The sequence below is a fragment of the Turicibacter sp. GALT-G1 genome, assembly GCF_025594995.1.
Taxonomy (GTDB): Bacteria; Bacillota_I; Bacilli_A; order MOL361; family Turicibacteraceae; genus Turicibacter; species Turicibacter bilis.
In genome coordinates this window covers 85436-106322 of sequence record NZ_JAMQUS010000054.1, presented here as the reverse complement: position 1 = coordinate 106322, position 20887 = coordinate 85436, and the positions used below count along the sequence as shown (strand labels likewise).

Sequence of the window (20887 nt, the reverse complement as noted above, 5' to 3'; positions counted from 1 at the left end):
AAAAAAGCAACTGGATTAGATTCACTCCTTCCAATTGCTTAGTTTGTGATAAATAATGGTCTGATTTAAATTGACAACTCAGGACTCAAAAAAACAAAATTTATATAATCAAGTCAATCTAATACCTGTTAAAGTAGATATCTCGCGGTATGTAGTTCTTTACTGGTGTAATGATATATATAGATACCGATTTTTAATGTTGGCTCTATTAGGCGAAAGTATTGTTTTTCATTATTTAACTACTTGAAAAGGATGAAATTTTTAACAATGAGATTTAACAACCATTGATACTAAGTGATTCACTATCAACAAGGTTGTCTAACACAGCTTTTATATTTAGCTATTACTCGATGATGTAACAGAATTTGCCGATAGTGAGGATAATTACTATATTTCAATTGGAATTATGCGATATACTTCTGGGAATCGATTTTTTAAAACAATTATTAATCAACCTTCAAAATCAATTGAAGACTATCAGTTAGTAAGTCGTTTTTGCCTTAAATAACTTAAATTTCCTAACCAAATCGTTCCGTCATAGCGCCAATAATAAATGATTTTAGTTGTAACAACCAAGTTATCTCTAAATATTTTTGATCGTTTATATCAGTTGTTCTGATTGCTACTCTAAACGATGACAAACTAAGTGATGTTGTTCAGCTAATTCGTCTGTTGAGAGTTTCTTTTCAATTCACGAGTAAGCGTAAAATAATGATGATTGAATTATTGAACAGTTTGTCTCGTAGAATAGACCATTTTTGAAAGAACTTCTATACGTATGTGTTAAGATGGTGGTAACTGATAAATAGCATTGCTTGTTAAGGATTAAGTGTGATAACTTCATTCTATAACAAAGCTCCTATTTATGAGCTTTTTATGTGTCGCACTTAATATTACAATCTGTCACATAAAAAAACTTGATTATAATAACCAGGAGCTTCCATTTTTAGTGAACCCTTTTGTAAAATAGCTAAATCCACCTTTACTTGACGAGATGAAAACTTATTTTTTAAAATAGGAGCAACTAACTCTTGTCCGTTACTAATTTCAAGAATACAATCTCCCTCTTGAAACTCAAGAAGTTCTATATAATCTAAAATTAATTGAAGTTGATCACTCATAACATCCTCTATTTCTACCTTCAAATCTGAATTAAAATAAATTTATTTAGTATATCATATGCAATGACCCATAAAATTGTTCTAAAAAAGTCAAACATTGAAATGTTTGACTTTTTATGCAATCGTCGCTTCTAATTCTTTTTCATCTTCGTCGATAAAATGATGATTGAGCCATTTATCGCCACGTAAACGAATCACATAAAGGATGCCTCGAACGGCCCAATCAACGAACATCGCAATAAAAATTCCTGCGACTCCCCAACCTAGTACCACTCCAAATAAGTAACCCAATCCTACTCGAAACACCCACATTCCAATGATGGCCGTCATCATCGTATACTTTCCATCGCCTGCTCCTTTTAAGCCACCAGGTAAAACAAAAGAAAAAGCCCAGATTGGTGTAGCTAGTGCGTTAAGTTGAATCAAGCGAGTGGCATAACTTAACACCTCTGGATTATCCGTATAAAGCGCAACAAAATACCAGGCAGTCGGAATAGAAAAAGCGCCCAAAATAACTAAATAAACAACCGCTAAGCGGGTAATAAAACGAAGAGTATGTCTTGCTAAAGCCGTTTCTTTACGACCAATTTCTTGCCCTACAATTGTGGTTGCCACAGTCGTTAATGAATTTCCTGGAATGTTAATCAAATTAATAATAGAATTAGCGATTGAGTTCGAAGACATGGCAATCGCCCCCATCCCCCCAATAAACACTTGTGTCAGTAATTTACCTAAGTGAAAAATAACGGATTCAATTCCTGCAGGTACCCCTACATAAAAGATCTGACGTAAATAATTAAATTGTGGACGATACAGTTGGATTTTTCCAAACTGAATCGCCTTCTTCCCCTTTATTAAAATCCACATCACATAAAGGGTTCCAATCACACGAGCTAAAGAAATTCCTAAGGCTGCACCGACAATCTCCCATTTAAACACATATAAGAAAAGATAAGTTAAAAGAATATTAAAAATATTAGCGACGACATTACTAATCGCTGCTATCTTTGTATCCCCAGCACCTCTTAAAATTCCATTAGCCATTAAAGTTAAGGCCATAAATGGAAAGCTAAATAATACAATACTAAAATAAGTAATTCCATACTCCATCACTTGAGGTTCTACTCCGTGATAGACAAGTTGAATTAAGGGTCGATTAAATACGAGTAACAATATCATAATAAAAATGGAAATAAAGGCTGTTGATATAATGCCTTGCATCGTAGCCTCATTTGCTTTTGCGTAGTCGTTACGCCCAACATATTGTGCGACCACAACCGTTCCCCCCATAGCAAATGCTGTAAATACTGAAATAAATAAATAGCTAAAGGAATCAATCATAGAGATAGCAGAAACAACATGAATCCCAACATCTCCTTCCAAATTAGAAGATAGCATGGTGTTCATCATTCCCATCGTTGTTGTAAGGATCTGCTCTATTAAAATAGGAATTCCAAGCACCATAATTTCTTTCTTCAACCGTTTCAATTCTTTCAATTTTTCCCACCCCTCATTTAGACCTTTTCAACACCTATTATAGGTTGATTCACATCAAAACGATATGAGCTTATGCCACATTAAAAATTAATTAAATGACAGTTTACCATGTTTCTTCGATACAAAAAAAGAGCACCATGAGTTGATGCTCTTTTTGGTTTTACTGTTACTTATCGTGCTAACCAACCACCATCGACAGCTATTGTATATCCATTGACATAATCACTTGCTGAGCTTGCTAAAAAGACAACAGGTCCTTTTAAATCTTCTGGTGTCCCCCAACGATCAGCTGGAATACGTCCTAAAATTTCTGAACTACGTTGTTCATCAGCACGAAGTTGTGCTGTATTAGCGGTTGCCATATATCCTGGAGCAATCGCATTAATATTAATCCCATGTTTTGCCCATTCATTGGCCATTAACATCGTAATCCCTTTTACCCCTGACTTACTCGCTGTATAAGATGGCACACGAATTCCACCTTGAAATGATAACATTGATGCAATATTAATAATTTTTCCACCTGTTCCTTGTTTCATAAATTGATTGGCTGCTGCTTGACAGAAGAAGAAAACAGATTTTAAGTTTAAATTAATAACGTCATCCCAATCTTTTTCTGAAAACTTAACTGAATCCTCACGACGAATAATTCCTGCATTATTGACTAAAATGTCGATATGTCCAAACTCAGCAATAGCTTGATCAATAATCGATTGAATTGGATCTGTTGACATTAAATTTGCTTCAATCGTTAAACAACGGCGTCCAACTGCTTCAACGGCTGCCTTAACTTCATCCATTGAACTAATTCCTACAGCGACAATATCAGCACCTGCTTCAGCTAATCCGACTGCCATTCCTTGTCCTAGTCCAACAGCTGCTCCTGTAACGATTGCTACTTTTCCATCTAACTTAAATTGTTCTAAAATCATACTATTCCCCTTTTCTTTTTTATCGTTTCATTCCAACTGAACCCGTTTGGCTCATTAAGTCTTTGACTTCTTGATCGTGAGTTAATAAAACATCTCCATTCATCGTATGTTTTAGAACCCCACATGCTAATCCGTAATTTAATGCTTCCTGATATGTTTGACGGTTTAAATCTAATTCATTTAACACGCCTGCCACAAATGCATCTCCCGCTCCGACACGGTCAATAATTTCAAATTGGTACGTTTGATTTGTGGTATACACATCACCCGTTTTGGTATAACAGTACGCACTTAAACAATTTTGATGAGTGGATTGTTGTTCACGAACCGTTCCAAAAACTGCTTGACAGTGACTGTTAGCCATGAAGTAATGAAATACAGCTTTACGCTTAGCATCTACTGATTCAAAGGCTTGCTCTAAGCGGTATCCACCAATGGTTTCAATATCATATAAGCTTCCAAAAACAATATGAACATATGGTAAGATTTCACGAATCACCGTAGACGCTTCTTCAACAGTCCATAATTTTGCACGATAATTAAAATCAAAACTAATCGTTAATCCACGTTCAAACGCCACTTTAACTAACTCAAGTGTAAATTCTCTAATCTCTTTTCCTAAAGCTAGGGTAATTCCACTGACATGCAAATGAGTACGATCCGATAAAACTTCGTCTATATCAAGCGTATTTGCCTCCATCTGGGCAATGGCTGAATATTTTCGGTTATAAATAACATTCGAAGCGCGTAACGAATAACCTACCTCAACGTAATAGCTTCCTAATATGTCACCTTTAAGTTTAGTTGGTGTTAAATCGATTCCATATTGTCTGAGTGATCGATAAGCAGCAATTCCTAATGGATTATCAGGTAATACTGTCGCAAATCTAACATCATGGCCAAAATTCGCTAAAGCAATCGCGATATTTGCTTCGCTCCCCCCATACGTGACATTTAAACTTCGGCATTGTTCTAATTTATCATGAGCCGGTGGAGTTAGACGTTGCATAACCTCCCCCAAGGTTACAAACTTCTTCATTTTCATCACCTAGTTCTTTCTAGCATTTGCTACTTTTTCAACAAATTGTCTAGCTAATTCTGTTACAGCTGCATAGTCACCGGATTTAGCTGGAGCTGTTAAATCTCCACCTACACCGACGGCCACACATCCATTTTTAATCCATTGATCGACATTCTCTAAGCTAACGCCACCTGTTGGCATAATATTCGCTTGTGGAAGAGGTCCTTTCACTGCTTTAACGAAGCTTGGTCCAAATGCACTTCCAGGGAATAATTTAACAATATCTACTCCTGCTTCCATCGCTGTGATGACTTCTGTAATCGTCATACATCCTGCCATGTAAGGAACTTGATATCGATTACATAATTTAGCTGTTTCTAAATCAAATCCTGGAGAGACGATATATTTAGCACCTGCTAAAATCGCAATACGAGCTGTTTCACTATCTAATACGGTTCCAGCACCAATTAACATGCTTGATCCAAACTCTTTGACTAATGATTTAATCACTTCATCAGCAAAAGGTACGGTGAAAGTTAACTCAATCGCTTTAATTCCACCTGCTAAACAGGCTTTTGAGATTTCAATTCCTTGCTCTTCGTTTTCAGCACGAACAACAGCTACGACACCTGTTTCACAAATTTCCTTAATGACTTCATATTTTTTCATAAGACACCTCTTCTACTTTTTTACCTAGTGTATTTTTATTTTAAATCTTTCATAGCGACATGATCCATGTCATCAAATGTAATATTTTCTCCACACATTCCCCATATAAATGTATAACGACTTGTTCCAACCCCTGAATGAATCGACCAACTTGGAGAAATAACCGCTTGTTCATTACGAACGACTAAATGACGAGTCTCTTGTGGTTGCCCCATAAAGTGAAAAACGTTGCTAGTTTCATCTAAATCAAAATAGAAATAAACTTCCATTCGACGTTCATGTGTATGACATGGCATCGTATTCCACATATTATTTGGTGCTAAAATCGTCATTCCCATCACTAATTGACATGACTTGCATACCGCGGGGTGAACGTATTGATTAATCGTACGCTTATTTGATTCCGCATCCGATCCTAAGTGAACTTTATTTGCTTTTTCAAGTGTAATCAAAGTATGTGGATAAGACTGATGAGCTGGCGCACTATTGAAATAAAATTTAGCAGGCTGATTTGCATCTACTGATTTAAAAGTGATTTCTTTAACGCCCATTCCAATATAGAGTCCATCTTGATAATCAAGTTCATACGCTTCACCATCTAGTGTAATGATTCCTTTTCCACCGATATTAATAATCCCACCTTCACGGCGTTCAAAGAATGTTTCAACTCCCATTTCTTTTCCGGCTTCCAGTGTTAAAATCTCCTGGACGGGTTGAATCCCCCCAGCAATAATACGATCATTATGTGAATATGTTAAGTTTGCTTCATCTTTTACGAAGACGTCTTCAATTAAGAAATGCTCACGAAGCTCCTCAGTTGTATAATGTTTCACATCATTTGGATGATTTGAATAACGTGTATTTAATTTCATTTTTATGATTCCCCTCTCACTTGTTTATTCTCGATATCCTAATAACCTCGAAATTTCTTTTGCCGCTTCAACCACTTTTTTAATATCCTCTTCGGCTTGATATTCCTCTTTATATAGATTAACCACACCAATGGCTGATGAAACAACACCATGATAATCAAAGATCGGGGCAGCAATGGCGTAGGTGTATTCTTCATTTTCACGATTTGCAATCGCATAACCACGTTCTTTGATTATCAATAATTCTTGAGTTAACGTATTTTTTGATGTAATCGTCCGTTTCGTCATCGGATATAAATCCAATTTATCAATTAACTCCAATTGATGTTTAGAAAAAGCTAAGATCGCCTTTCCGATACTGGTCGAATGTAAATAAGCAACCTCTCCCACTTCTGGTGTTGCAATAATCTTTTTCGCAGGCTCATGTTTTAACGTATAAAGTAAACTTCCATTATTCTCTTTTGCTAGCAAAGTGGTGGTTCCAATTTCTTGAGATAGCCGCTTCATGATTGGACCTGCACTATTAAGCAATAATGAGGTCTTGGAGTACATATTTCCAATGGCATACGCTTTCACACCAATCGCATACGTTTTCAAGCGTTGTTCCTTAATATACAGCATATTTAACTGCACGAGCGTTTCTAAAATATCAAATGCACTCGTTTTAGGCATATTCAATTCTTTTGCGATCTCATTCAGAGTTAGCCCATCTTGACTAGAGGCAATTAAATTTAAGATTTCAATCGTTCGTTGTGTCGTTCGATTAATTTTCATATTGACTTCATTCCTTCATGACTAGTTGTCATCTCTTAGTTAAATGTTTTTAAGAACGCCGCACTCTTAACGATGTCGTCTCCAACCACTCCCTCAAATATCATGATAGGTTCCGTTGGTAACTCTTTAAGTCTTTCTAATAGGTAAGCATAATCAAGTAATCCTTGACCAGGAGCGACCTGCTTTAACTCACCATTTTCGATAATAAAGTCTTTAGTATGAATGATTCGAATATCTTGTCGGAAGAGTTCAATCATTTCATCAATAATGGCCCGTTGATTCTTGTAATTGTGAATAGAAAGTAAGTTAAATAAGTCAAAGGTGACACGAATATGATCATGAGCCAACTCATCCATTAATCGTCTCAAGCGTTTAGGTGATGAAATGACGTGATGATAAGCTGGTTCAATGGCGACATAAACACCTTCTGTTTGAGCGACTTCTAGTAACTGTGAGAAAATGCGTTTCACTTCTAAAAATGCCTCTTCACTACTATTTTGTTCGTGAAAGGTCCATTGATCATCGTTATAAGATCCAGTCTCAGTCCCCACTAAAGTCGTGTTAAATTGTTTCGCTACTTTTAAATGTTTTTTAAAATATTCAACCGACTGCGCTACCTTATCCTTATTACTATGAATGGGGTTAAAGTAAGCACCTAACATTACCACCTCAATTTGATTCATTTGTAACTGTTGACTCAACTCATTGATGAAACCTTCATCATCAATCAATAACTGAGGTTGATCCGCTTCAATAGCTTTGGCCAACACTAATTGAATAAAAGAAAAGTGATGATCTTTTAATGATTGAATGAGTTGTTGTGTTGGTGATCGTCCTAAATCATGAGCACGAATTCCTAATTTCATATAAAAGATAACCTCCTAATTATATCAAACTCATTTGTATCAACTGTGAAAAATATATAAAAATTCAGTTTATAACGTCACACCTGATTTCCAAATATCAATTTCACGATGGCCATTTCGTTCGTTATTTGTCCATTTCCCACTACAAACATCACAAACATAATTAATAAAATCTTCGACCACTTCTTCTGTTGTTGAAGCTGTTAATAGAGTACTCGCATCATAATCAATCCAATGTTTCTTTTTAATCGCTAATTCATGATTAGTTGCTACCTTAATCGTTGGAACAAATCCTCCAAACGGCGTTCCTCGTCCCGTTGTAAATAAGACTAGATGGCATCCCGCGCTTCCTAAAGCAGTGACTGCCACTAAATCATTTCCTGGGCCTTGTAATAAATTTAATCCACGTTGTGCCACACGGTCCGTATAGCTTAACACATCGACCACATTCGAGGTTCCGGCTTTTTGTGTACATCCTAATGATTTATCTTCAAGGGTTGTAATTCCCCCAGCCTTATTTCCTGGGCTTGGATTTTCATAACACACTTGATGATTGCGTTCATAGTAGCCTTTAAAGTCATTAATTAAATGAACAATTTTATTAAATGTCTCTTCATCTTTTGCACGATTCATTAAGATTGTTTCTGCTCCAAACATTTCTGGAACTTCTGTTAAAACGGTCGTTCCCCCACTTCTAACGATATAATCTGATAAATAGCCAAGTAGCGGGTTAGCTGTAATTCCTGAGAATCCATCACTTCCTCCACATTTTAACCCAATCTTCAGATTACGAAGTAACGCTGTTGCCCGATAATCTTGTTTCATTAGATCATACAACTCTTTTAGAATCGTCACACCTGCTTCAACTTCATCCTCAACCTCTTGTGATACTAAAAAGCGAACGCGTTCCTCATCATAATCACCAAGCGTTTCTTTAAAGACCTCCACTTGATTATTTTCACAGCCGAGACCTAAAACTAAAACGCCTCCCGCATTTGGATGCTTTACGATATTTTGTAAAATAGCACGTGTTGTTTCGTGATCATCCCCCATTTGTGAACACCCAAATGGATGAGAAAATGCAAACACCCCATCAATAGCTAAGTTTTCAGTCTGAGCTAAAAACTCATTTTTAATGATTTCGGCCGTTTTATTGACACATCCAACGGTTGGGATAATCCAAAGTTCATTTCGAATTCCAATCTCCCAATTTTTTCGATAATAAGCACGAATCTCTCGATCCATCAGCGGTTTAATGTCTGGCTTTAAGTTGGGTTGATATTCATACGACAAACAATCATTTAAATTTGTTTTAATATTATGAGTATGAACATGTGTTCCAGGTTCAATCTCTTTTAGCGCATGACCAATCGGATATCCATATTTAATAATAAAATCATTGTTTGAAATTTTAGAGATCGCTATCTTATGTCCTTGTTTGATGTTTTCTTTAACGATTAATGGTTCTCCATTAATCGTTAAAGTACTACCACTTTCTAAGTCAGTTAAAGCAACGATAACGTTATCATCTTCATGTAACTTGATATAGTGTCTCATGCTCCCACCACCATATCTGTTAAAGCCTCTTTCACCCCATGGCTTAAAATACTAGAGGTCATACTAACTATTTCTTTTGTTAATTGTGGGATTGCATTTAAATCAAGCCCCCAATGATTTTTCATACCTAAAAAGGCTGAAACGATTTCCTCTAAACTCATCTCATTTGATTCGTATTTAGACCATAATTCATGATAGTAATTCAATAATTCAGGCTCATCTTGAAGTGCAATCGGATCATTTCCACGAATACCACGATAAAAAACAAAAGCACTTGCTAATGAGAACGCCATATTTTTCGGGAATTGACCAAATCTCTCCACATAATCTAAGGCTGTTGGCAACAAACGACTTTTAAATTTAGCACTAGAATTTAAAGCGATTGACATTAATTCATGTCTTACACGTGGATTATTAAAACGATCATAGACTTCTTTCGCAAATTGATGTAACTCCTCACTAGTTAAGTACTTTTCAGTGGCTGGAACCATTTCATGTTCCACTGTTTGATGAAGGTATTTCAATAATGTTTTATCCGCCATTGTTTCTCCGACAGTATCAATTCCACTTAAGTAAGCCACTGGCACCATTAATGTATGAAGTCCATTTAAAATACGCACTTTTCGAATTTTATAAGGTTTAATATCTTTAACGAATAAAATATTTAATCCCGCTTCTGCTCCATTTAACACCTCAGAGATGCCATTACGATCCTCAATAACCCATAAATGGAATACTTCACCGAGTACTAAATTATGATCAATATATCCTAGTTGGTCGGTCAACTCTTCAATTCGAGTCGCTGGATAACCTGGAACAATACGATCTACTAATGTATTGGTAAAGGTATTTGCTTCCTCTAACCATGTCATGAAATCTTCGCTTAATCCATGAATTTTAGCTAAAGCTTTCACACAGCGGTATAGTTCATCCCCATTATTATCAATTAACTCGCATGGAACAATATATAATCCTTTTGATGGATCTCCATTGAAAATTTGATAACGATGATATAGAAAAGCTAACACTTTACCAGGAAATGTTTTAGGAGGTGTAGCATCAATTGAATCATTTTCATCTAAAACAATTCCTGATTCGGTTGTATTTGAAATTAATAACTCTAATGTATCAATCTCAGCTAGTTTTAAGTAATCTTCGTATGACTCATAAGGATTCACAAACATTTTTAAACTATCAATAATTTGTGATTTTGAGATAAACTCATTATTTTGAACTCCTTCTTGAATCAACGTGTATAATCCATCTTGTTTTTCCAATTCTTTAACACGTCCAAATTCTAACGGTTGAACAACAGCAATATCACCGTTAAACAGACCTGCATTATTTAATTCTTGTAACATCCAATCAACAAAAGCTCGTAAGAAATTTCCTTCTCCAAATTGAACTACTTTGATCGGACGATTTGGTCGTTGAATCATTGACTCATTTAAAATATTCATAAAGCCCCCCACTGTTCTAATTAATCTATTAAATTAAAGAATTGTTTTGAGTTGTAATAACAAATATCTTGAACAATTTGTCCTAAAAGGTCCATATCGGCTGGATATTCCCCTAATTCAACATACTCTCCAAGTAACTGACATAATAACCGTCTAAAGTACTCATGACGTGGGAACGATAAGAAACTTCTTGAGTCTGTTAACATCCCAACAAATTTTGATAACACTCCATTAGCTGCTAATGCACGCATTTGATCATTCATCCCATCTTTATGATCATTGAACCACCAAGCTGAACCAAATTGAATTTTACCTGGTGTCATTCCATCTTGGAAACATTGCATTAACGTCACAATTTTGTGATTATCACTTGGATTTAAATCGTAAATGATCGTTTTTGGTAAGTTTCCATTTACATTTAAGGCATTTAAGAATTTCGATAATTTTTGTGTATCTAATGAATTATTAATTGAGTCATATCCCGTATCTGGTCCTAATTTTTCAAGCATGGTCGTATTATTGTTACGCATCGCTCCGATATGAAATTGCATCACCCACCCACGTTTGTGATATTGTTCTCCAAGGAATAGATACATTTGAGTTTTATATTTCTCAACTTCTTCTTTAGTTAATGGCTCATGAGCGAGGGCTTTTTTCAAAATAACATCGGCTTCCTCTTTAGTTGACTCAGTAAAGGCTAAAACATCGACCCCATTATCAGATGCTTTACATCCGCAGCTGATAAAGAAATCCATACGTGCTTCTAATGCATTAAACAAATCGTCTAAATTCTCAATGTTATAACCAACGACAGTTCCTAACTGTGAAACCCAGTCATTAAACCAACTTAATTCAATATTTGCTGCTTTATCCGGTCTAAATGTTGGTAAGATCTTCGTTTTAAAAGTTCCTTCTTTGCGTATTAATTGATGATATTTTAAATCATCACAAGGATCATCTGTTGTACAAATGACATCCACGTTCATTTGATCAATCAAGCCACGTACACGATACTCTGGTGTCGCTAATAATCGATTGCACTCTTCATAAATGTCTTTTGCTGTTTTAGCACTTAATGAGGTTTTAATATTGAAGTAGCGTTGAAGTTCTAAATGCGTCCAGTGATATAATGGATTTCCAATTAAATAGGGCATAGATTTTGCCCATTCATTAAATTTTTCTTCGCTATCAACGGTCCCTGTAATAGCATCTTCTGAGACACCTAACGTACGCATCGCACGCCATTTATAGTGATCGCCCCCAAGCCAAACTTCGGTAATATTATTAAACTGTTTATTTTCATAAATCTCCTTTGCACTTAAATGACTATGAAAATCAATAATTGGCATTTGTTTGGCATAGTTGTGATATAACGTTTGAGCTGTTTCGTTATATAGCAGAAAATCTTCATTCAAAAACTCTCTCATTTCAATTCCTCTCTATCCTCGTTTTAATTTTAACTTCACTTCTGAATTGGTCACAATTTCATGCAATCCTTTTTTTCCAAATAAAACAGGTAAACAAACTAAATAGCATGAAAAGACTTTAGAAACATATTCGCGTGTCATCATTGCAAAATAAGTTAATTCAGTTTCATCCATTGTTTCAACGGTACAAAACACCATCGTTTTTCCAATCGTAGTATGATCGAGCCAAAATAATGATTGGAGCATAATGGGGATGAGTGCAATCAGACAGACTTCACTTATTGTCAGCAAAAAGAAAGGTTCCTCAAACATTCCATTTAGTTGCCCGGCTAGAAAAATTCCAATAGCACTTCCCCCAACTAAGACGGCAATATCAATTAATTCAGCAATCAATCTTCTTAATAACATCCTCTGTCACCACCTTTTTAATCTGTTTGAGCACGAGCTCCTCTCCTTTAATCCCTTCAAATGTCAGATGTTTTAACTCTACTTCGTTTACATTGGTCATTATTAACCCTTCTTTACAATACATTCGAATATCATCCATCATGGCAGGGTAGCTTGGCAAGGCCTCTTTATTAAAGGAAAAATGACAATCTGTCAGTTTAATTTTTTCAATGGGTTGTTCGGGTAATCCGTAGAAATAACCAGCAACCGCTTCACAATCCATGCAATAAAGTTTTTCGAAATCACAATCTCGAATCAATGGCGTTCGGTCATCAACGACTAAAGTTTCTTTTGTTTTAACATAGTCACTATGTCCATCTGGATCACAGAAATAGAAACTATTAATAACTAATGGCGAAATCACTTTCGTCATTTTAATTTTGCTAAACTTAATTTTTTCAATAACTGCATCACGCCCACGCCCACGTCGTGTTTTAATTCGTAATCCACGATCGGTTTCATTAAATAAACAACGTTCAACTAAAATATTATTGACTCCGCCTGCCATCTCACTTCCAATCACGACAGCTCCATGGCCAAAATTCATGCTACAATTTCGAATACAAATATTTTTTGATGCTCGTTTTAACCGGCGTCCTAAATAAATCTTTCCAGATTTAATCGCAATACAATCATCTCCCACTGAAAAATACACACCTACAATTAAGACGTTTTCACACGATTCAGGATCTAATCCATCAGTATTAGGAGAATCTTTAGGATTGATAATCTTTAAGTCAGCAAATATTAAATCTTTTGACCAGAGTGGATGAATGGTCCAAGATGGTGAGTTGGTAAATGTCATTCCCTGAACGGATATCTGTTCACAATTTATTAGTTGAAATAATCGTGGACGCCATGCACCTCGTTTGTTTTTTGGATATTTCCACCAATCGCTATTAGCGTTCCCATCTAAAATACCTTCTCCAATAATCTTGACATTTGAAACATTGATCCCTTGAATTAAAGCAGTAAAAGTATCTAACGGATTCCCTTCCCAAGAACCTAAGTAATACTCGTCATGATTTTGAGTCGTGAGATAGCCTGGTAAAATCGCACCACTTTCTGGTGTGACATCATAAAGAAGTCTAGCTCCTTTTTCAAATTCAAGCGTTAAATTAGATTTCAAGAAAATGGTTTTAACTCGATATGTTCCTTTCGGAATCAAAACCCGTCCATTAACTGGACACGACATAATCGCTGTTTGAATCGCTAAGGTATCATCGGCTATTCCATCACCTTTGGCATTAAATCGTGTAACATTTAAACAGACATACTCTTCATTTGTTGTAAAGTTTAATTGAGTCGATTGATTTGAAGATTCTTCAATTAAAGTTAATTGATACGTCGTATTAGGTGTTAAATCATAGATGCTAAATACATTATCGTGACCATGTTTTTTATAAATCTTATCATTAATAAGGATAGTATACGGTGTGAGGGTTTGAACAATCTCATCATTTTCAAGTTCAAATAAGGCACTCGTTGAAGAAGTAAACAGTAAATTAATTTTCATGAGAATAACCACCCATTAAATATTCAGCGTATGCCATCATCAGTGGGCCAATTCCTTTCGCTTCATCTGGAACAACTTTTTCTGAAATATAATAATCAAAACTTCCATCACGCACCACTCCATTAAAGCTTCCTAGCCCAGCAACTTCACAAATTCCTCCAATGTGATAACCTGTGGAATCTTCATAACCATAAATATCAAGAATCCCTTGTAATCCTTTTAACGCTTTTTTGGCATAACTTTTATCTAAAATATCTAAACGGATTCCTTTGAGAATCGAGTAAATCACCATCGCACTACCTGAGACTTCTAGATAATTCCCTTCACGATCGATTTGATCAATCACTTGATACCATAATCCACTCTGTTGATCTTGAAATGGGAGGATGGCATCAATACTCTCAATAAACATATCAATTAGACCTTTATAATACTCAAAGATGGTTTCACTCATTTGATCAATCGAGTCAATTAGGGCCATTAGTAGCCATCCCTCAGCACGCAACCAATAATTTGGTGATAACCCCGTTTCTTTATCACACCAAAATAGACTTTTTGATTCATCAAATGCGTGATAGTATAAACCATTATCAGAGTTGCGGTGTGTTTGATAAACCTCCATAAATTGATGATAGATATCCTCATAGTTTTGAAGTCCATTAAAGACCGTTTCATATTGAGTATAAAAAGGTAACGCCATATAAAGCCCATCTAACCATACTTGATATGGATATCGATTCTTATGCCAAAAGTTCCCTGATTTTGTTCGTGGATGTGTTCGTAACTGATCCATCTGATGTTCAATCGCGACTCTGTAACGCTCATCTTTCGTTTTTTGATAAGCATCAAATAAAACTTTTCCTGCATTGACATGATCAATATTATATTCTGAGGCTTTGTAACCTTTTAATGTCCCCTTTGCGTCAACAAACTCATTTAAATACCTCTCGACAAAACTCCAATACTCGTCGTCGTTTGTTGCACGGTATAAATCGACGGCTCCTTTTAAGATAACACCATCCTCATAGCACCAAAATCCTTTATAAGGTTTGAACTGCTTTAAGTATGTTTTAAAATATGGTTCTAACTGCTGCACCTTCTACCAACCCTCCACCTCGTGATTTTCATATATAGTTAAATAACTAATGGCTAAAGCCATTAGTTATTTCATCTGGATTCTATTCTTTTGATCCTGTTGTTGCAATTCCATCAATGAAGTAACTTTGTGCACAATAGAATAAAAGAATACATGGGATAATCGACATTAATGACATGGCAAAAATATTACGATATTGAACTGAAGAATCTGTATTATCCATTGCTAAACGCATCGCAATCGATAATGGATATTTTTCAATAGTTGAGATATAAATTAATGGTCCTTGGAAATCATTCATTCCCCACATAAACGTTAACAATGCCACAGTAATAATTGATGGTTTCATAACTGGAATTAAGATATGAACCAAAGTTTGGAATGAGTTACATCCATCCATTTTAGCTGCTTCATCTAACTCTTTCGGAATCGTTCGCATAAACTGAATGAGCATAAAGACAAAGAATGAATTGGTTGCAAATGCACTATCTAACCAGAGTGGGATATGTGTATCTAATAAACTTAAGTCACGCCAGAATAAGTATAATGGAATACGGAAGACAACATCTGGCATTAATAGTGTCCCAATAACAAGCGCAAACACAATCTTTTTAAATTTAAATGAACGTCTTGTTAAGACATAAGCAGTTAAAATACTTGAAATAACTGTAAAGATCGTTCTTGGAATTAAGAAATATAATGAATTTAAAAAATAATGGCCTAATGAGAACGGGGTATTCGTTTTCCATCCATTCATAAAAGATTCCAATCCATTGACTGGATTTTTCGGCCAAAAGGCCGCTGATGTAAAAATTTCTGAATTTTCTTTGAAACAAGCGCCAACAAGCCATAGAAGCGGGTACATCATAAATAATCCAACGACTGCAAGGATTGTATAGCGCGTATAAACATTAACTTTTCGTTTTAAACTACTTGTCATGATGACTCAACCTCCTTAATCGTTATAATGTACCCAATAATTTGAACTTCTAAATACAACTGCTGTTAATGCCATGATAATAATAAACATAATCCATGAAGCTGCAGAGGCATATCCCATTTTGAAACTACTAAACGCATTTTTGTAGATGAAAAGGTTTAATAAATAAGTTGAATTTAATGGGCCTCCATCTGAGATTAAGTAAGCTGAGTTAAATTCTTGGAATGATTTAACAAGCAATTGGACGGCATTGAATAAGATAACTGGTGTAATCATAGGCACCGTAATCGTGAAAAATGAACGCCATTTTCCTGCCCCATCAATTGATGCTGCTTCATAAAGCGATTGTGGGACATTTTGTAAAGCCGATAAGAAGATTACCATGACTGATCCAAACTGCCAAGCTTTCAGTAAGCTTAATACAATCAGTGCGTATCTTGTATCTGTTAACCACATTACTGGTTCAAGTCCCACCATTTCTAACATGGCATTAATGACTCCATCATTTCCAAAAATAAATTTCCAAACGATCGAAACGGCAACACTTCCTCCTAAAATTGAAGGAATATAATACGCGGTACGGAAGAAGTTAACCCCCTTAATTTTGAAGTTTAAGATATATGCAATAAATAATGCAAAGACAAGTACTAATGGTACGGTTAAAAATACATACTTAAACGTTACGATTAACGATGTTTTAAATAATTCATCTTCAAATAATAATTGTTGATAATTTTGTAATTTTACCCATTTCGGTTCACGAATCAAGTTATTTTGTTGAAAACTTAAAAGTAATGCATTAAAAAATGGATTGAGTTTAAACACTAAAAATCCGATGAACCACGGTAAAATATACAAATATGCACTATTAAATTTAAACTTTTTTTTGACTTTCTCTTGTTTCCCAATAATATTTGTAGACTTCTTTACATTTTCCACTTTCTATCGCCCCATTGCTTCATCCATAATTCTTGGCATCTCTTTGATCACTTTTTGTGCCGCTTCCTCTGGAGTCATTGTACCAAAGACAACGGCTTCTCCAGCCCCCTCATATAAATCTTTTACTGTTGTATACTCATAAAATGGATGCATAATTGTTGCTTCCACATTTGCATGTAAGTTATACGCTTCAACTGCTGCACCAGTTAATAACCCTTTTTCAACTAGAAGATCATAAGCTGCTTGGTTGGCAGGAATCCCACGTTGTGTTCCCATAATTTCAACGGCTTCTGGATCCGTTAACATAAACTCTAAGAATTTAGCGACTTCTTCAGGATTTTTTGCATTTTTACTAATTGCAAATCCCATCGCAGGTTTTTGAATGTTACCTGTTAACTTCGCTCCATCCATTGTAAATTGTTCAAATGGAGCTACTTCTTGTCCATCTTCTAAGGTATCGATATATTTTGTAACACTCGAATCCCATTCGTTAATTCCACCGTATTCCCCTGTGATCCATTTCGGATTTTTCTCATCTAAATCATTTGAATCAACACTTCCGGCTGGCATCACGTGATTTTCAACCATATCTGCTAGTAATTGATATCCTTTAGCTAACTCTTCAACTGAATAGTTGATGTTTCCCTCTGCATCAAAGAATGTTTGACCGGTTTCTTGCTCTAAGTAACTAAATACAAGATACATCATTCCAGCTTTTCCTAATTTACTTAAGGCATAGTAGTTATCACCAAGTTGTTCCTGAATGGTATTTCCTGCTGCCATTAAGTCATTCCATGTTGAGGGTACTTCAATTCCTGCTGATTCATACAACGTTGTATTAATAAATGGAACACGTGCTGTAATACTTGTTGGTAAAGCTAAAAGATTTCCTTCAATACTCATTGCATCTAATAACGAAGTACTATAGTTACTTAAGTCAATCGTGTCTGATAATTCATTTAAGTCATAGTAACCTTCTCCATCTGGTGAATAGATCCATAACCAGTTATAATTCACTTGCATTAAATCAGCATTCATTCCCCCTGAATATTCTGCAGTGTATTTATCCTGATATCCCGACCATGCATAATACTCAGGGACGATCGTGACATGAGGATTTTTCTCCATGTATAAATTAATTACCTCAAGTGTTGCTTCATGACGTGAGTCACCTCCCCACCATGAAAAACGAAATGATACGGGATCTTGTGTTCCAGAATTATTGTTATCTTCTGTTGATTCAGATAATGTTACTGATTTGTCACTATTTGAACCTTCATTTCCTGAACAAGCAACTAATGATGTTGCACAAGCAATAACTGTTGCTAATGATAAAACTTTTTTCACTAAAAACCCTCCCTAAAAATTAAAAATTTAATCATTACTTCCTTTTTAGTGATTCCATACTTGACGATACCCCCGATTATCGTTCGTATATACGAATACCATTCGTATGGAAACGCTTAAGTATAAAATATCACAAACTATAAGCGGTTACAATATAGGGTGTAGGGCTTTCATATGTACTTTTTTGACATCTTTATTCGCTTGTTACTGAAGTTTCATACAAATACAATAATAAAAACAAAAAACGACGTAAACTTTTATCAAGCTTACGTCGTGTTTAAATTAATCTTTTCTTATTTAATCTTACAGTGCATATAGTCATCCACTTCATCCCAAGGAACGATAAATCCACTTCCTTTGGCACAAAAAACCGATCCCGAAGGGTTTAAGCGATCAGCAGCTTTATCATAAGCGATTTCTGAAATAACCTCTTCTGGATTATGACAAATATCATATCCTGCAACATTTAATGAGATTCTTCCGGCTCCTTTTGTATAGGATAAAAATTCACTCGGATAATCCATAAAAGTCGCTACTGGAACCGTTCCAGTAATCAAACATTTATTTTCTTGAATGATTGGGTTGTCAAATTTTCCAGACATCTTTTTTAAATCGGTTAAGATTCGTCCCATTAAATCCATCTCTACTTCGAATTTAACGGTATAATATGGTTCCAACAAGAGATTCTTAGCTTGTTCTAATCCTTGACGAATGGCACGATACGTCGCCTCTCTAAAATCTCCACCTGACGTATGTTTCTGATGGGCACGCCCTGTGATGAGTTTAATATGAACATCAGTTAAAGATGATCCTGTTAAAATCCCAAGATGTGTTTTCTCAAAGATATGTGTTTCGATTAATTTTTGATGGCTTAATTCTAATTCTTCTGTTGAACACACGGATTCAAAGGTCACCCCACTTCCTCTTTGACCAGGCTCTAATTGTAGGTGAACTTCCGCATAATGCTTCAATGGCTCATAATGCCCGCTTCCAATGACTTGATTTGTAATAGTTTCTTGATAAATAACTTTTCGCGGACTAAATTCAATTGAAAGATCAAATCGTTCTTGGACGATTTCTTTTAAGACTTCTAGCTGAATACTTCCCATCACGGAAACATCAATAGACTGTGTGACTTCATTCCATAAAACCAACAGCATCGGATCTTCATCTTCTAATTTTTTAAAAATAGCTAATACATCTTTGGCATTTAATGATTGAGGATAGAGTACAGACACACGCATGACAGGTTGTAATAATCCCTCTTCCCTCTTAATTTCATGACCAATTATTTGACCTGCCATAGTATGTGTTAATCCGGTTACCCCAATCAGTTCACCTGCCTGTGCAATCGGTGTCGTTTCAAATTTCTTTCCTTGATAATAACGTATTTGATTTACTTTCTCTCCTTCTTCAGTCGCGGATGTTTTAATTGAATCTTTTACGGCTAAATTCCCACTCAACACTTTTAGATAAGTAATTCGATCCCCTTTTTCATCATAGCGAATTTTATAAACGCTTCCTTTAAAAGGAGCTGTACGATCATATGTCGTTTCTGTTAACTCATCAAACTGTTTTAAAAAAGAGGTAATTCCGATATTTTTTAAGGCTGATCCGCTAAAAACTGGACAAACATTTTGCATTCGAAGTTGCTGTTTAAAAGTTGTTAACCAAAATTGTGAATCCCGTTTATTTTCTAAGAAGTAATCGAGTAAGTCTTCATTTAACTCTGCTAATGGCTCGATAATTTCAATTGGTAACTCACTTAAGTCTAATTCATTTGGAAGATAAATAGGATTAACCCCTAAATTCAATCGTAACTGTGTCAAAACACGTTCAATATCAACTCCTTCACGATCCACTTTATTAATAAAGAAAACCATTGGGATATGATACTGTTTTAAGCAGTCAACAATCGTCTCGGTATGACTTTGAACGCCTTCAAATCCATTAATGATAACAATTGCATAATCTAAAACTTTAATTGCACGTTCCATCTCACTGGAAAAATCAATATGTCCAGGGGTATCGAGTAAATAATAGATGGATCCATTATACTTAAAACTCGCTTGTTCAGTAAAAACAGTGATCCCTCTTTGTTTTTCAATTGAATGATGATCCAAAAATGTATTTTGATGATCGACTCTTCCTTTTGTGCGAATTGCATTCGTTTCATATAAAATTTGTTCAGCCAGTGACGTCTTCCCAGAATCAACATGAGCAAATAATCCGATTGTTTTAAACACTCTAACACCTCAAAACTTTATTTTCGTCTCTTTTATTATAACAAACATCTATTAAAAATCATAAATAATTAGTCCCACCAAACAAACCGAACAAAAGTTTGTTTTTTGACAAGAAACTATTGAAAAAAGTTACTTTTTTTGTCATAATATAAGAGTCAGC

The 20887-nt window shown here is 35.3% G+C and carries 18 protein-coding genes; all 18 read right to left on the bottom strand.

The features are described from left to right. Positions 1-893 precede the first annotated feature (893 nt). The 18 genes from NEH74_RS09875 to NEH74_RS09790 all read right to left on the bottom strand — a co-directional run bounded on the left by NEH74_RS09875 (position 894) and on the right by NEH74_RS09790 (position 20727). Entirely contained in the window at positions 894-1121 is a 228-nt protein-coding gene (locus tag NEH74_RS09875) for a hypothetical protein (protein ID WP_055304788.1), read from the bottom strand. Between the two features lie 114 nt (positions 1122-1235). Beyond that, positions 1236-2618, bottom strand: a complete 1383-nt coding sequence (locus NEH74_RS09870; protein WP_262941333.1) for an MATE family efflux transporter — start codon at positions 2616-2618, stop codon at positions 1236-1238. Positions 2619-2788: 170 nt separating this feature from the next. Continuing rightward, complete coding sequence (gene kduD, locus NEH74_RS09865) at positions 2789-3550, bottom strand: 2-dehydro-3-deoxy-D-gluconate 5-dehydrogenase KduD (protein WP_055304784.1); 762 nt, start codon at positions 3548-3550, stop codon at positions 2789-2791. 19 nt (positions 3551-3569) lie between these two features. Then, positions 3570-4589 carry a sugar kinase gene (locus NEH74_RS09860; protein ID WP_055304782.1) on the bottom strand — a complete coding sequence of 340 codons (1020 nt, stop codon included), beginning with the start codon at positions 4587-4589 and terminating at the stop codon, positions 3570-3572. 9 nt (positions 4590-4598) lie between these two features. Further along, a complete protein-coding gene (locus NEH74_RS09855) occupies positions 4599-5240 on the bottom strand; it encodes a bifunctional 4-hydroxy-2-oxoglutarate aldolase/2-dehydro-3-deoxy-phosphogluconate aldolase (protein WP_055244609.1) in 642 nt (213 codons plus the stop codon). A 35-nt stretch (positions 5241-5275) separates the two neighbouring features. Continuing rightward, positions 5276-6112, bottom strand: coding sequence for a 5-dehydro-4-deoxy-D-glucuronate isomerase (kduI, locus tag NEH74_RS09850; protein WP_055276750.1), 837 nt, complete (start codon positions 6110-6112; stop codon positions 5276-5278). 24 nt (positions 6113-6136) lie between these two features. Continuing rightward, on the bottom strand, positions 6137-6886 hold the full coding sequence (locus NEH74_RS09845) for an IclR family transcriptional regulator (protein WP_055304780.1): 750 nt from the start codon (positions 6884-6886) through the stop codon (positions 6137-6139). A gap of 35 nt (positions 6887-6921) precedes the next feature. After that, complete coding sequence (locus NEH74_RS09840; protein ID WP_055276753.1) at positions 6922-7752, bottom strand: sugar phosphate isomerase/epimerase family protein; 831 nt, start codon at positions 7750-7752, stop codon at positions 6922-6924. Between the two features lie 69 nt (positions 7753-7821). Then, the gene (locus tag NEH74_RS09835; protein WP_055304777.1) at positions 7822-9309 is read right to left on the bottom strand and encodes a UxaA family hydrolase; all 1488 of its coding nucleotides are present in this window, start codon (positions 9307-9309) and stop codon (positions 7822-7824) included. Further along, positions 9306-10769 (bottom strand): tagaturonate reductase, encoded by a 1464-nt coding sequence (locus NEH74_RS09830; protein WP_055304775.1) that lies wholly within the window; start codon positions 10767-10769, stop codon positions 9306-9308. The genes NEH74_RS09835 and NEH74_RS09830 overlap by 4 nt, the downstream gene beginning before the upstream one ends. 20 nt (positions 10770-10789) lie before the next feature. Continuing rightward, positions 10790-12196 (bottom strand): glucuronate isomerase, encoded by a 1407-nt coding sequence (gene uxaC, locus NEH74_RS09825; RefSeq protein ID WP_055304773.1) that lies wholly within the window; start codon positions 12194-12196, stop codon positions 10790-10792. Between the two features lie 12 nt (positions 12197-12208). Then, positions 12209-12604 (bottom strand): RDD family protein, encoded by a 396-nt coding sequence (locus NEH74_RS09820; RefSeq protein WP_055276760.1) that lies wholly within the window; start codon positions 12602-12604, stop codon positions 12209-12211. After that, on the bottom strand, positions 12579-14159 hold the full coding sequence (locus NEH74_RS09815; protein WP_055304771.1) for a glycoside hydrolase family 28 protein: 1581 nt from the start codon (positions 14157-14159) through the stop codon (positions 12579-12581). The genes NEH74_RS09820 and NEH74_RS09815 overlap by 26 nt, the downstream gene beginning before the upstream one ends. Further along, positions 14149-15255, bottom strand: a complete 1107-nt coding sequence (locus tag NEH74_RS09810; protein WP_055304769.1) for a glycoside hydrolase family 105 protein — start codon at positions 15253-15255, stop codon at positions 14149-14151. Before NEH74_RS09810 ends, NEH74_RS09815 begins: the two co-directional genes overlap by 11 nt. Positions 15256-15337: 82 nt before the next feature. Continuing rightward, positions 15338-16195, bottom strand: a complete 858-nt coding sequence (locus NEH74_RS09805; RefSeq protein WP_055276766.1) for a carbohydrate ABC transporter permease — start codon at positions 16193-16195, stop codon at positions 15338-15340. 15 nt (positions 16196-16210) lie between these two features. After that, positions 16211-17134, bottom strand: a complete 924-nt coding sequence (locus NEH74_RS09800; RefSeq protein WP_055304767.1) for a carbohydrate ABC transporter permease — start codon at positions 17132-17134, stop codon at positions 16211-16213. Positions 17135-17137: 3 nt separating this feature from the next. Continuing rightward, positions 17138-18481: an ABC transporter substrate-binding protein gene (locus tag NEH74_RS09795; RefSeq protein WP_055304764.1), complete on the bottom strand. Its 1344-nt coding sequence runs from the start codon at positions 18479-18481 to the stop codon at positions 17138-17140. 293 nt (positions 18482-18774) lie between these two features. Then, positions 18775-20727, bottom strand: a complete 1953-nt coding sequence (locus NEH74_RS09790; RefSeq protein ID WP_055304762.1) for an elongation factor G — start codon at positions 20725-20727, stop codon at positions 18775-18777. Between the last annotated feature and the right edge of the window lie 160 nt (positions 20728-20887).

Coding starts and splice junctions, on each gene's coding strand:
- NEH74_RS09875 (WP_055304788.1), bottom strand. CDS start 1,121: ATGAGTGATCAACTTCAATTAATTTTAGATTATATAGAACTTCTTGAG.
- kduD (WP_055304784.1), bottom strand. CDS start 3,550: ATGATTTTAGAACAATTTAAGTTAGATGGAAAAGTAGCAATCGTTACA.
- NEH74_RS09860 (WP_055304782.1), bottom strand. CDS start 4,589: ATGAAGAAGTTTGTAACCTTGGGGGAGGTTATGCAACGTCTAACTCCA.
- NEH74_RS09855 (WP_055244609.1), bottom strand. CDS start 5,240: ATGAAAAAATATGAAGTCATTAAGGAAATTTGTGAAACAGGTGTCGTA.
- kduI (WP_055276750.1), bottom strand. CDS start 6,112: ATGAAATTAAATACACGTTATTCAAATCATCCAAATGATGTGAAACAT.
- NEH74_RS09845 (WP_055304780.1), bottom strand. CDS start 6,886: ATGAAAATTAATCGAACGACACAACGAACGATTGAAATCTTAAATTTA.
- NEH74_RS09840 (WP_055276753.1), bottom strand. CDS start 7,752: ATGAAATTAGGAATTCGTGCTCATGATTTAGGACGATCACCAACACAA.
- NEH74_RS09835 (WP_055304777.1), bottom strand. CDS start 9,309: ATGAGACACTATATCAAGTTACATGAAGATGATAACGTTATCGTTGCT.
- NEH74_RS09830 (WP_055304775.1), bottom strand. CDS start 10,769: ATGAATATTTTAAATGAGTCAATGATTCAACGACCAAATCGTCCGATC.
- uxaC (WP_055304773.1), bottom strand. CDS start 12,196: ATGAGAGAGTTTTTGAATGAAGATTTTCTGCTATATAACGAAACAGCT.
- NEH74_RS09820 (WP_055276760.1), bottom strand. CDS start 12,604: ATGTTATTAAGAAGATTGATTGCTGAATTAATTGATATTGCCGTCTTA.
- NEH74_RS09815 (WP_055304771.1), bottom strand. CDS start 14,159: ATGAAAATTAATTTACTGTTTACTTCTTCAACGAGTGCCTTATTTGAA.
- NEH74_RS09805 (WP_055276766.1), bottom strand. CDS start 16,195: ATGACAAGTAGTTTAAAACGAAAAGTTAATGTTTATACGCGCTATACA.